This window comes from Enterococcus sp. AZ040 (assembly GCF_050499185.1).
Taxonomy (GTDB): Bacteria; Bacillota; Bacilli; order Lactobacillales; family Enterococcaceae; genus Enterococcus_D; species Enterococcus_D entomosocium.
The window spans coordinates 2,220,883-2,234,619 of sequence record NZ_JBMHEW010000001.1; the positions used below are offsets into that span (position 1 = coordinate 2,220,883).

The following is a 13,737-nucleotide window of genomic DNA, read 5'->3' on the forward strand; positions in this document are numbered from 1 at the left end:
AATGTATTAATAATATTCTTTATCAATTCTCTATAGCCTCTTTAATTTTATTTGCCATATCAATATTATTTTCTTCAACTGAAAAATCGCTCATAAAACTTTTAACATTTTTCTTATAAAAAACATAATCTTTAATTACACCTATGATTCCATCAGTAAAGTTATTATCCGAAATTCCTATCATATTCTCATCGCATAAGATTTTTAAAGGTGTGTTTTCTGTTGTGACCACAGGTAATCCTTCACCCATGTATTCATAAATTTTTCCGGATGAACAAAACTCATTATTTAAGTCATTTTGATGATAGGACACAATCCCAATATCACACTTACTTACTACAAATTTCAATTCATTCATATCTACACGACCTATAAAATGTACATTATCTATATTATTTTCTTCAATAAAGCTGTTTAGTATCTGTTTATCTTTATTTGATCCGGTACCTGCAATATATAAGCCTATATTAAGGTTATCAATATTTTTAAAGTTTTGGATCAATATATCTGTTTTTCTTAGTATTGAAAATCCTCCGGTACTTATTATATTCCATTCATATTGAAAAAAAGATTGATATTTTTTTTCTAAAAAATCCATATCTGTTTCCGGATGATATTCCAGTAATCTAATATTATCATAAACTTCTGGAAAAAAATCCAATTGAAATTTTTCTTTCATTATTTGACTACGATACTTGTTTGCACAGAAAACTAAAACTGATTTTTTTAATAACATTTTTTCAAATAAGCAAAAAACTTTACCTAGTTTGGGCATATCTTCACTAAAGTATAATTCTCTACAATCTTGAACAATTTTTACACGCCTGAATAAAATTTTGGCTACAAAACCAACAGGTGCTGCATAAAAATTATCAATAAAAATTAATCTTTCTTTTTTTTTTTTTATTTCCAATTTTATATATATTAATTATGGATTTAATAAAAAATTCAAGATACAATTTCATACTCAGATATTTTCTTTTATTCACATATATATATTCATGATTATCGCTTTGAGCAACATTACTATTGGTCAAACAAATCATTTTTAAGGTATAATTTTTTTCAATCGATTTTATAATTTCATTCAATCGACCATCAAATTCTTTTATCCCGTATGATATTAATATCATCTCTTTCAAGTAAATTTACACCTTCCTTTTTATTGATTTTTAGATTAAAAATATTTGCTAAAATAACGACCATCAAACAAGTAAAGCCCATTAGAGTTGCCTGATTTATAAGAGGAGGAGTATTAACAAATAGATTAGTAATAAATCTGGACAATATATATACCAGAATATAGATTACCTCCAAAGATTTAACACGATAAAGTAAATTTTCAATCAAAATCGCTAAGACAATATTTATTGAAGATATCAAAGGTATAAATAAGGGACCAAAAAAACCATAGCTATATGCAGCACCCGATAAGACGTGACCAGTTTCCTGATAAAAGCCATATACAAATGTATTAAAGGGGATTGAAGTTATTGTTCCCATATCTTTGAATATAAAATTTAGGCCAAATATACTCCGAAGAAAGTCAAAGAATAATTGAAATATATTTGTATTAAAACCATTAAAAAAATCAATAGATATAGCTATATTTTCTGGACCAAAAAAATAGCTTTGAAGTGTTTGTGCAATAAATCCTGTATCCAAAGTTGAATTAGAAAGAGCCTCAGTGTATGAATCATACAAAAATGCACCAAAAAATTTATAAACACTCATAAAAAACAAAATGATTCCCACAGTCACTAAGATATACGTTATTATAAGATTTTTAAATTTAGGAAACAATATGATTAAAATCCAAATAGAACATAACGCAGCATAAACTTGAGCTGAACGTCTCTCACCTACAATAATTGAGACGTTAATTAAAGCAATTACAAGGGAGAAATAAAAATATTTTTTCTTAGAAGTTTTTAGGTACTTTATCCAAAAATGATTTACAGAGACTACAAAAAATAAAATAAAAGAGCAAAGTACGAATTGTCTTATTATTAAATCAATAAAATTTGTAACATCTCCAATACGCTCACCTTCTCCTACGTCTATCATAATAAAGCGAACTAGGTTACTACCTCTAGCAAAGGCAAAATAGAGCAAAAATGAAAAAGCAAAAAATAATCCATAAACAATTCTATTTCCCGTTATACTGTAATTTTTATTAAGTTTTGGCTTATTCTTTTTAACAAGTAATTTAACTAAAATACTTACACCTAAGAATTCAATTACCATAAAGAATATAGCTAATTTTAAACTTGAAACAGTTGGATTTATATATATCATACCATTATCATTTCCAGCCATTGCACAAAAAGGTGGCATTAAAACGAATCGAATCCATTGCATTATAATTATTCCATAAATGACAAATGGATTTGAATTACTCTCAATATAGTCATAATAAAATAGAAAAAATAGTACTAAAAATATAAATGGCAAAAAAACCATCCCACCATATCCATTTGGATAATTTTCATAGAAAAATAAAGAAAAAATAGTACTTATTACTGAAGTCACCGTTAAAAATATAGAAACTATAGTTTTCAATTATCATCACCACATCTCAACACTTCTAATACCTTTTTTTCAAAACTTGAGTTTTCTTGAATTATCCTTGACAATTCATTATCTAAGTTATCATTAACAATATTTTCATCTAAATTTGTGTACCAGTTATACAAATTATCACCTAAATTCTCATATTGTCCATTAAATACAAATGCATGTCCTGAGTTTCGAGTTATCTCTTCCATATAAGTATCCTTATAAACCAAAATGGGAAGTTTCAAAATTATTGAATAATAATACTTAATTGAAATAGCTGTGTCTAATGCGATATTTTTATTTCCATATAGATTATTTATTATACTTGAATCATTTAACAAATCTAAAGTTTCTGATGGATTAAAAGAAGATTTAAATTCAACATTATAGATATTATTCTGTTCTGCAAACATTTTAAGAATATCTGATCCAGCACCAAAATACTGTACTACAAACCGATTATCATTTTTTAAACTTAACAATAATCTTTTATCTTCTTCAAAAAATCTAACATATCCTATAAAACATAATTTAATAGGATTTGCTTTAACAAAATAATTTTTTTTATTTTTCACTTCATTATAAATAATGGGATTTAAACTATTAACAAAGCAGTATTTTTTACTAGTTGGCAAAAATTTTAAAAATTTAGTTGAGGAAATTGTTGTAAATTTGGAATTATTAATAATCAACTTTTGTATAATCTTAATGGGAAAAAAATTCTCGTAAAAATAATCTCTAATATTCAGAACAAAATTATTTCGGAACTTTTTTAGTAAAATATCCCAAAATAAAATTGCTGTTTCAGTTCTCCAAACAATTATGAGATCATACTTGTTTTTGTATAGTATTCCTCTCGCATATTTTCTAAATTTATAATACTTAAGTAATTTAATCAGTTTTCTGTCACTTTTATTTAATTTAATGTTATATTTATGGGCTGTTGCCGCCGTATTAGGTTCCACTTCATTATACTTGTCAACATAAATTAAATCATACTCGATACCATTTTTATCTAATATATCTGTATAAATACTTATCATTGACATATGTTTAATATTCATTATACTTAAAATCGCAACTTTCATTTATACCACACCACACGATTCACATAATCTGTATAAGAAATAATAATACGTAATACTTTTTCAGATACATTTGGCATTGAATAATCTGATACTTGTCGGAGAGTATCATTTTCTTGTGTTTCTAAAACTTCTAATCCTTCAAGAATTCTATTTTTCTTCAAGCCTACCATCATTACACTAGCTTCTTCCATAGCTTCTGGTCTTTCATGGGCCTGACGGATATTTAAAGCTTTAAACCCGAGGATCGATGCTTCTTCACTAATCGTACCACTATCACTTAAAACAGCTTTAGCGTTCATTTGAAGTTTATTATAATCATTAAAACCCATAGGTTTCATAGTTTGAATCAATTTATGGAATTGAACTCCCTCTGCTTCTATCATTTTCATTGTCCGTGGATGGGTACTAATAATGATTGGATATTGATACTCTTCAGCAATTGAGTTTAGTGAATCCACTAGATCATGAAAATTTTCTTTTGAACTGATATTTTCTTCCCTATGTGCCGATACTAAAAAGTACTCATTTTGCTTAAGGCTTAGTTTTTCCAAAATAGGTGAGTGCTCAATATCTTTTTTTCTAGAATTCAACACTTCAAACATGGGACTACCGGTTTTAATGATTCGATCCGCTGGAAGCCCTTCTCTCAATAAATATTCTCTGGCGATATCACTATACGTTAAATTAATATCAGCTGTATGGTCAACAATTTTTCGATTTGTTTCTTCTGGTACTCTTTGATCAAAACAGCGATTTCCAGCTTCCATATGAAAAATAGGAATGTGTCTTCGCTTCGCGGCAATGGCACATAAACAACTGTTGGTATCTCCCAAGACCAAAAATGCATCTGGTTTTACTTCTTCAAGAATTGGATCTATTTTGATCAGTATATTCCCAACGGTTTCAATGGCTGTACCTGTTGCTGCATTCAAAAAATAATCTGGCTTCTTTAATTTAAAGTCTTCAAAGAAAACTTCATTTAGTTCATAATCATAGTTTTGACCAGTATGTACAAGTACATGGTCAATCGCTTCAGAACTCTCTAAACGATTAATAACTGCAGATAAGCGAATGATTTCTGGACGAGTCCCAACGACTGTCATAACTTTTAATTTTTTCAATGCTAGACCTCCACGTAATAAGTATCAGGATTTTCAGGGTCAAACGTTTCGTTTACCCACATAACAGTGACCATGTCAGTATTACCTAGGTTCTCAATATTATGAGTATAACCAACAGGTATATCGACTACTTCTAATTTCTCACCAGAAACAAAATACTCGATAATTTCTTCAGAACCAATCTTTCTAAAGCGGATAACGCCTTTTCCACTTACTACCAGAAATTTCTCATTTTTGGTATGATGCCAGTGATTTCCTTTAACAATCCCCGGCTTTGAAATATTAATTGAGACTTGTCCGCGATCTTCAGTCCTCAAAAATTCGGTGAATGATCCGCGATCATCGATATTCATCTTTAAAGGATATGAAAACTCATCCTCTGGTAAAAAGCTAAGAAATGTACTATACAGATTTTTTTCTATTCTACGATTTAATTGAGGTACAGATAGATTTCTTCTACTTTCTTTAAAAGAAAGAATTATATCTCTCAAAGCGCCCACAGTTACTGTATCCGTCTCTCTTACTGAACAAAAGTCATCGACAATAAATGGTTTTGCTTGAAGGCAATGCAGCAATTCCTTAATAACATCATCAATATAGCAAAGTTCAATTTCTGCATTTTTATCATTGACGGTTATTTCTTCACCTCGAGCCACTTTATAACAAAAAGTCGCTACTACCGTATTATAATTTGGTTTCGACCATTTTCCATACAAATTAGAGAATCGATAAATGTAGACTTTCGCTCCAGTTTCACTTTGATATTTTCGTAAGAGATCTTCTCCAGCTTTCTTACTGCGACCATAAGCATTGTTAAGAGCAGCTTGAATAGAGGATGATATCATTACTGGACATGTATTGTTGTATTCCTTTAGTTTATCTAGAAGAACTGAGGTGAAACCGAAATTCCCTTCCATAAACTCTTCTTCTTCCTTGGGTCGATTCACGCCCGCTAAATGGAAAACAAAATCTGCTTTTAAGCAATATTCATCTAATAAATGTGGAGGAGTATCTATATCACATTCAAAAACATTTTCATAACCTTCGTTTCGAAGCTCTGCAATTAAATTTTTACCTACAAATCCATTGGCTCCTGTAACTAAAATATTCATCGATTTTTCCACTCTTTCAACTCTTCTTGAACATAATCTAATGCTAATAATTTTTCCTTGATTTGTTCTACAGATAGTCGTTCCGTATTATCAGAATTGTATTCGCCTTCGTGTGTCAATTCGGTACTGCCTTCGCTAAAATATTTCTCGTAATTAAGATCTCTAGTATCGGCTGGTACACGATAGAAGCCGCCCATATCTTTCGCAACGAGATATTCTTCTTTTGTAAGAAGCGTTTCATATCTTTTCTCACCATGACGGGTGCCTATAATTTGAATCTCATTTTCAACTTTAAAAAGTTCTTTCACTGCTTGTGCTAGATCACCTACCGTTGACGCAGGAGATTTTTGAACCATGATGTCTCCTGCTTTTGCATTTTGAAATGCAAAAACAACTAATTCAACTGCTTCTTCTAAACTCATCAAGAATCTAGTCATGCCCGGGTCCGTAACAGTTAACGGTTTTCCTGCTTTTATTTGCTCAATAAATAATGGAATCACAGAACCTCTGGATGCCATGACATTACCATAACGAGTTCCGCAAATCATTGTATTTTCATCTGCCACAGTTTTTGCTTTTGCTACAAAAACCTTCTCCATCATTGCCTTTGAAATCCCCATTGCGTTGATTGGATAAGCTGCTTTATCTGTTGAAAGACAAATAACTTTTTTTACCCCCATCTCAACAGCAGCTGTCACAACATTATCCGTACCCATGACATTTGTTTTAACAGCTTCCATCGGAAAGAATTCACATGAAGGAACTTGTTTTAAAGCAGCCGCATGAAATATGTAATCTACTCCGTACATTGCATTTTTAACACTATTTATATCGCGTACATCCCCAATATAAAATTTCAATTTGTCATTGTTGTATTTCTTTCTCATATCATCTTGTTTCTTTTCATCTCGAGAGAAGATACGGATTTCTTTTATATCGGAGTCTAAAAATCTTTTCATTACTGCATTACCAAATGAACCTGTACCACCTGTTATTAATAACACTTTATTATTAAACACTTTTATTCCTCCAATATTCTTTTGAATAATTTAATGTATTTTTGAATTTGAATATTTCTACAATAGTTTTTGGAAACTTTGGTTGACATATTCTTACTCATAGAGCGAAGTGTTGTTTTATCATTATTTAAAGTCAATAAACTACTTATTAATTCTTCCGAGTCTCCATTATCCACTGCGATCCCTGCGTTATTTAATAATAATTCACGAGCAATGTCAGTGTTCGTATCCATGATCGCAATTACTGGTTTTTCGGCTTGATAATAACTGTATGTTTTACTAGGAACTGCTAATCCAGAGAGACCATCTTCAAGTGAAACAATAAATATAGAAGTAATGCTTAAAGCATCATTAAATTCATTCCCACTTAAATAATCAAACATAAAGCAATTCTTTAGACTTTTTTCTGCGATGACTTCTGATATTTCTTTTTTCTTATTGCCGTGACCAGCAAATAAAAAGGCGATTTTTTCTTTAGCAATACGTTCATCAGAAATTGTCTTCAAAATGGTATCCATATCCTGTGCCGTTCCCATATTACCAAAATAAGAAACTATGAGTGGATACTTATTACTTATCTCTATGAACTCCGGTGTCACTAGTTTATTCAATGATTTTTCTTCTGTTGCCCAATTTGGTATTACTATTATTCTTTCTGGATCAATGTTCCTATTTTTTTTAATATACGATTTCATGTCATTTGACAAAGCCACAATATTTGATGCTTCCGGATATAATCGTTCATTTATTTTTCGCATAAATCTAGAAATAAAACTATTCTTCCTAATCGTATCTGTTCTTTCAGCAATTTCAGGATAAAGATCATATGCAACAAAAACAATTTTACATCCATAAATTTTTTTTGCAATAATGGATATTACAGGCAAAATAGGTGGGTTTGAATAGACAATGATTGTTTTGTAATTTCTACACATCCGTACATTCAATAATATTGTGAATGTAAATGAAAAGTAATTTATTAGTCTACTTAAAAAATTCTTTCTACCAAGTTGGATATATTTTTTTCGATAAACCGTCATATCGTCGATTTTTTCGTTAACTGGTATTTTTTCATTTTTTTGTGTATATTCTCGAGGATAACCGCATAGGACATCGACTGTTAGACCTGCTTTACTTAATCCTTGAGCAGTCTGATAAGGTAAGAGTGCCGAAGAAACATACTCTGGATAAAAGAATTGGCACATAAATAGTATATCTCTTTTCACTTTTCACTCTCCTCAATACTAGCCTTAAAGTCTCTGATTTGATAATCAAATTTCACATTATTAAAAATCGATTCTGGATAACCCTCCAGGGTTGAATCATAGAAGAGCGTGCCAAAAACTTTTTGAAGTAAGTTGCTATGCTCCGAAAGTTTAGAAATAAGGGTATCGAACCCTTTTATTAAATATATGTTTCTTCTATGAAATTTTGCGATCTCATTTACCATTAAAGACGTGTTGACGAGCACTTTGTTCTGTGGATGGAACGTTCCATTTAACTGATTATCTATAATTACTTTGACAAAGCAATGGAGATTATCAATATAAAGCATACTTCTCTTGTTGTTTACTTTAGGAAATACAATAGTTTTTTTTGCCACATTTGATAATCTTTGGTAATTTCCAACACATTGCGGACCGTAAATCATAGGAGGTCTGATTATCGCTACATTGAAAGAATCAGTTGCTAACCTTTCGATCTGTATCTCAGCTTCTCTCTTAGATTTACCATACGGTGTTGTAGGATTTATTTTAGTTTCTGCAGAAATAGCTCCGCTCTCTACTCCGAAAACAGACATCGTGCTAAAAAAAATAAAATGCTGTACATGTTCTTTCTTTGCTTTTTCTGCTACTTTAATAGCTAAATCACGATTTACTTTGTAATACAATTCTTCATTCTTTTCTTTGACGTGAACAATAGCTGCAAGATGAATCAAAACATCATATACAGAAAAATCAACATCTTTCCAAGTACTCTCCCTAACACTAATCGTTTCAATTTGATAATATTCTTTATATTGCTCTATCCATGTTTTAAATGATGTACCAATATAGCTATTCTCTCCTGTGATGAGGATACGCTTCATTGCCCATCCTCCTTCTTAATACTACTTGTTCCGCCTTCTATAACACCCTCACTTTTAAAAACAGAAACAATCGTTCCAAGAAAACACTTCAGATCCATAGAGGGTGAAATGCTTTCAGTATAATTCCCATCTAAAAGAGCTTTTTGTTTAATTTCCAACTCGTCTCGACCACTAATTTGAGCCAACCCAGTCAATCCTGGTCGAATATTATTTGCCCCATACTTATCACGTTCTTCAATCAAATCATATTGATTCCATAGCGCTGGACGAGGCCCAATGACAGCCATATCACCTTTGATAATATTGAACAACTGAGGCAGTTCATCTAAACTTGTTTTTCTTAAAAATTTTCCGACCTTTGTGATATAAAAATCAGGGTCTTCTAAAAGATGTGTTGGCATTTCTTTTGGTGTATCAATCTTCATTGTTCTGAATTTATAAATATTAAAATAGGTTTTATTCTTTCCAACCCGTTTTTGTTTAAATATAATGGGACCCTTTGAATCGATTTTTATCGCTAGACATAATAGTAATAGTACTGGTGATAAAACAATTATCCCTATTAGCGATAATAGAAAATCTATAATTCTTTTCATTCCATCCTTATACAACAAAACCCACTCCTATTTGTTTGAAGCATTTGCAAATTTCACAATTTCATTAGCCAATGTAGCACTGTCTTTAGGAAGTGCTTCTACAAAACAAAGTACCTCTTCCAATGAATATCCTTTGATATTCCCAACAAAAATTTTCTCAAAGACTGCTTTATCATTTCGTTCTTTATCCAGCAAAAGCTCTTCATATAATTTTTCCCCAGGTCGAATCCCAGTTTCAATAATCTCAATCTCTTCTTCGCTATAACCACTTAGACGAATCATGTTCTTCGCAAGATCAACAATCTTCACCGGTTCGCCCATATCTAAAATGAAGATTTCGCCACCTTTAGCAAGTGCCCCTGACTGAATAACCAAGCGACTAGCTTCTGGGATCGTCATGAAATAGCGAGTCATACGAAAATCAGTTACTGTGATTGGTCCACCTTTTGCTATTTGTTCACGGAATACTGGAATCACACTGCCTCTTGAACCTAATACATTGCCAAAACGCACAGCAGAAAATTTCGTGCACCCTTTTTCATTTAAGCCGGTAACAATCATCTCAGAGATGCGTTTTGTCGCTCCCATGACGTTAGGAGGGTTATTGGCCTTATCTGTAGAGACCATTACGAAGTTCTTCACTTTCGCGGCTTTGGCAGCTTCAGCAGTATTCTTGGTTCCGTAAATATTATTTTTGACTGCCTCTTTAGGATTGTATTCCATCAACGGTACGTGTTTATGGGCTGCCGCATGATAAACGATATCCGGTTTGACTTCCTTCATGATTTCAAACATCTTTTCTCGATCTTGTATATCGGCTATAACAGGAACGATTTCGGTAATATTGTCTTTAAAATTGATTTTCAACTCACGGTCAATTAAGTAAATCGAGTTTTCTCCATGTCCCAACAAAACTAGTTTTTTAGGATTGAATTGAATCACTTGGCGACAGATTTCGGAACCGATCGATCCACCAGCACCAGTCACTAATATCGTCTTTCCAGTAATTTGATCTTTGATGGAGTCGATATCCAATTTGACTTCATCTCTCCCTAGCAAATCAACGACATCGATTTTCTTCAAACGTGAGGTGCTGATTTTTCCAGAGGCGATTTCTTCCATTGATGGCATCGTGTTGACTTTGACATGCAAAGGTTCAATTAAGCTAAAAATACTCCGCAATTTTTTCCGTGACAAGGATGGAATAGCGATCGTAACCATATTGATCTCATACTTTTGAATCAAATCAGGTAAATCACTGATACAACCCAAGACTTTTTTTCCAGAAAGATAAGTGTTTCGTTTATTCGGATCATCATCGACAAATCCGATAATATTAATGTCACTTGCCGTTTTCGAACCTACAAAGCTATTATAAAGAATTCTGCCGCCTTCACCTGCGCCGACGATCAAGGTATTCTTAACAACCTCATTGGATGCCCCTCTCATGTTTTTTCTTTCTATATAGATCCGCCATATCAATCGACTAGCAATGATCAAAAAGAGCGAAAGAAAGTACGTAAAGATCACTAAGCGCATGCTATAGGTTTCATCACCGAAAAACAAGATCACGTTACAAGTAAAAGCGCTGCATGATACAGCCAAGAAGATAGCGATCATTTCTTTCAAGTTCGTGTAACGATTGATTCGAGAAAAAACACGAAACACTGATCCATAAAAAAGATAGAAACCGACAGAAAGGCTCACCGACATCAATGTAAATTCTTTTGGAATCGCCACAAAGGGTTTCATAAAATAAACTGCTGCAATATTTGCTGCTATGATCAATAAACTATCTACAACTATTAAAGTTACAATTTTTCTTCTTCTCGTTAATTCAAACAACCCAGTTGCCCCCTAAAATAACCCGAATTTCTTTTTTTTCACATCTATATAATTTGGAAAACTGATTTGATCCCCGTTTATCAAATCTTTTGCTACTTGTTTCATCAAGGTTACTTTGAGCATGCCAAAATCTTGCTCAATTTGCTCATAAGCTTCTTTTAAATTAAAGGTGCGTTTTGTAACGCCATGGGCATCCGAAGCGACCATCTGAACAAGATTATGTTCAACCATTGTTTTTGCTGTTTTTTGGATTTCTTTTCCAAATACGCCGACATAACTTGGCGCAGTTAACTGTGCCAAACAGCCCATATCCAAAAAAGGGATGAGATTGTTAGGGTCTTTTCTAAAATGAGCATTCCGCTCGGGGTGGACAATGACTGGAATCTTTCCCAGCTGTAGTAAATCGAAGAATATTTGTTCTGTATACGTAGGCACTTCAATCGTAGGAAATTCTATCAAGATATACGTATCATCAAGATCTGTAAAAAGGATGTCATTTTTCTGTATATCCTCAATTAAATCTCCTGTTATCCTAACCTCTTGCCCCTCAAGAACTGTCAAGGGCAGGTTCCGTGCGTCTAATTCTTCTTGTAAAGAGGTAACGAGAGAAATGACCTCTGACTTCGGATTGCGGTATTTTCCATTGTTATGATGTGGGGTACAAAGGATATGCGTAATTCCTTGGCTAATCGCTTTTTCAGCCATAGCAATGCTCGCATTGATGTCTTCTGCACCATCATCAATTCCTGGTAAAATGTGGCAATGTAAATCAATCATTTCTCTCGTCTCCTTCAAATTAATTAATTTCCATAATAATAGTAGTAACCTGAATCTTTCGAGTGTTCGGCACCGTTATAGACCACCCCAATGATTCTTGCTTGAACCATATTCAAAAGATCTCTCGCTTTTGTTAAGGATTCTTTACGTGCAACATTTTCTCGAACCACTAAGATCGTCCCATCTGCTTTAGATGCCATGATTTGTGCATCGGTGACTGCTACAACTGGTGGCATATCAAAGATAACCACATCGTAAAGGTTTTTCGCTTCTTCCATCACTTGGTTCATTCGTGCTGACCCAAGTAGCTCAGATGGATTTGGTGGTTTTGGTCCGCTGGTTAAGACAGATAAATTATCAATCACCGTTTTTTGAGCTGCTTCAAGGACGCTCGTTGAGGTACTTAATACGGTACTCAATCCACTCGCATTGTTTAAGCTGAATGTTTTGTATACAGTAGGCTTTCGCATATCGGCATCAACTAACAATACTCGTTGTCCTGATTTTGCAAAAACAACCGCTAAATTAGCTGAAGTTGTCGATTTCCCTTCACCTGGACCAGAAGAAGTAACAACAATGGTCTTGATTTGTTTATCTGCTGAAGACGCAAATTGAATATTTGTACGGATCGTACGATATTGCTCTGAGATTGGTGAAGAAGGATCAATTAGCGTGATCAAACTTACTGCATGTGTCTGTGTCCCAGTACGTTCTTGTTTTTTTGCCATCATTGTTCCCTCCTAGACCCGGCTACGACTACGGCGTGATTCTGCCGTTTTGTCGCCTTGTGGTTTCTTAATAAATGGTGCGCTCGGCTTTTTCTGAATGGTCGCAGCCAATTCTTTTGGTGACATTTGGGGTACAGTCCCCAATACGGTAAAGCCTAATGTTTCGGTTACAAATTTATCATCTTTGACAGTTCGATCTAGTAGCTCCAATAAGAAGGCTAAACCGACACCGACCATGATCCCTAATACCAGACCAATGGCTAAATTTAGTTTGTTGTTAGGTGAAACTGGTGTAGTACTAGCTACCGCACTTGAAATGATTGAGATTTTATCAACATTCATAACATCTTGAGCATTTTCTTGAAAGACCAATGCTGTCGTATTGGCAATATTTTGCGCTGACACTGCATTTGTACTAGTTGCCTGAATGGAAAACATCTGCGAGTTCTGTGACTGGTTGATCGAAATGGATTCTTTCAATTGTCCGACAGTCAAGTCAAGGTTATTTTCAGACTCCAAACGATCCTTTACTTGTGTCATAACCAAGTCACTGACAATCATATCTTTATACGTATTGATCATTTGCAAGTTTGTATTCACATCGTTGGCATTGGTAGTTTCAGATTGCGGCAATGTCACAATCAACTGAGCTTGTGAACTGTATTTCGGTGTAATGACAAAGAAGGTGAATATTCCTGCTAAAGCTAAACCAGCAAACATTGAAATAAAAATAGCAGCTAAGTGTTTCCGTAGAATTGCGAATATTTCTTTTAAGCTAATTGTTTCTTCCATCTTTTCTCCAC

The 13,737-nt window shown here is 33.1% G+C and carries 13 protein-coding genes; all 13 read right to left on the reverse strand.

What is annotated here, in order from left to right; translation table 11 throughout:
* Positions 1–22: 22 nt before the first annotated feature.
* Positions 23–913 (reverse strand): glycosyltransferase, encoded by an 891-nt coding sequence (locus IGK63_RS10215; protein WP_429972494.1) that lies wholly within the window; start codon positions 911–913, stop codon positions 23–25.
* A gap of 185 nt (positions 914–1,098) precedes the next feature.
* Positions 1,099–2,562 carry a hypothetical protein gene (locus IGK63_RS10220; RefSeq protein WP_422708817.1) on the reverse strand — a complete coding sequence of 488 codons (1,464 nt, stop codon included), beginning with the start codon at positions 2,560–2,562 and terminating at the stop codon, positions 1,099–1,101.
* Positions 2,559–3,647: a hypothetical protein gene (locus IGK63_RS10225; protein ID WP_016613503.1), complete on the reverse strand. Its 1,089-nt coding sequence runs from the start codon at positions 3,645–3,647 to the stop codon at positions 2,559–2,561. Before IGK63_RS10225 ends, IGK63_RS10220 begins: the two co-directional genes overlap by 4 nt.
* Positions 3,644–4,768 (reverse strand): non-hydrolyzing UDP-N-acetylglucosamine 2-epimerase, encoded by a 1,125-nt coding sequence (gene wecB, locus IGK63_RS10230; RefSeq protein ID WP_034872267.1) that lies wholly within the window; start codon positions 4,766–4,768, stop codon positions 3,644–3,646. The genes IGK63_RS10225 and wecB overlap by 4 nt, the downstream gene beginning before the upstream one ends.
* A gap of 2 nt (positions 4,769–4,770) precedes the next feature.
* Positions 4,771–5,880, reverse strand: a complete 1,110-nt coding sequence (locus IGK63_RS10235) for a capsular polysaccharide biosynthesis protein CapF (RefSeq protein ID WP_016613505.1) — start codon at positions 5,878–5,880, stop codon at positions 4,771–4,773.
* Positions 5,877–6,899 (reverse strand): polysaccharide biosynthesis protein, encoded by a 1,023-nt coding sequence (locus IGK63_RS10240; protein WP_016613506.1) that lies wholly within the window; start codon positions 6,897–6,899, stop codon positions 5,877–5,879. Before IGK63_RS10240 ends, IGK63_RS10235 begins: the two co-directional genes overlap by 4 nt.
* Before the next feature lie 2 nt (positions 6,900–6,901).
* On the reverse strand, positions 6,902–8,125 hold the full coding sequence (locus IGK63_RS10245) for a glycosyltransferase family 4 protein (protein ID WP_016613507.1): 1,224 nt from the start codon (positions 8,123–8,125) through the stop codon (positions 6,902–6,904).
* Positions 8,122–8,988: an NAD-dependent epimerase/dehydratase family protein gene (locus tag IGK63_RS10250; protein WP_016613508.1), complete on the reverse strand. Its 867-nt coding sequence runs from the start codon at positions 8,986–8,988 to the stop codon at positions 8,122–8,124. Before IGK63_RS10250 ends, IGK63_RS10245 begins: the two co-directional genes overlap by 4 nt.
* Positions 8,985–9,599: a sugar transferase gene (locus IGK63_RS10255; RefSeq protein WP_176257001.1), complete on the reverse strand. Its 615-nt coding sequence runs from the start codon at positions 9,597–9,599 to the stop codon at positions 8,985–8,987. The genes IGK63_RS10250 and IGK63_RS10255 overlap by 4 nt, the downstream gene beginning before the upstream one ends.
* A 12-nt stretch (positions 9,600–9,611) precedes the next feature.
* Positions 9,612–11,429: a polysaccharide biosynthesis protein gene (locus tag IGK63_RS10260; RefSeq protein ID WP_016613510.1), complete on the reverse strand. Its 1,818-nt coding sequence runs from the start codon at positions 11,427–11,429 to the stop codon at positions 9,612–9,614.
* A gap of 12 nt (positions 11,430–11,441) precedes the next feature.
* Positions 11,442–12,206 carry a tyrosine-protein phosphatase gene (locus tag IGK63_RS10265; RefSeq protein ID WP_016613511.1) on the reverse strand — a complete coding sequence of 255 codons (765 nt, stop codon included), beginning with the start codon at positions 12,204–12,206 and terminating at the stop codon, positions 11,442–11,444.
* 23 nt (positions 12,207–12,229) lie between these two features.
* Positions 12,230–12,937 (reverse strand): CpsD/CapB family tyrosine-protein kinase, encoded by a 708-nt coding sequence (locus tag IGK63_RS10270; RefSeq protein ID WP_005234973.1) that lies wholly within the window; start codon positions 12,935–12,937, stop codon positions 12,230–12,232.
* Between the two features lie 9 nt (positions 12,938–12,946).
* Entirely contained in the window at positions 12,947–13,726 is a 780-nt protein-coding gene (locus IGK63_RS10275) for a YveK family protein (protein ID WP_008378786.1), read from the reverse strand.
* Between the last annotated feature and the right edge of the window lie 11 nt (positions 13,727–13,737).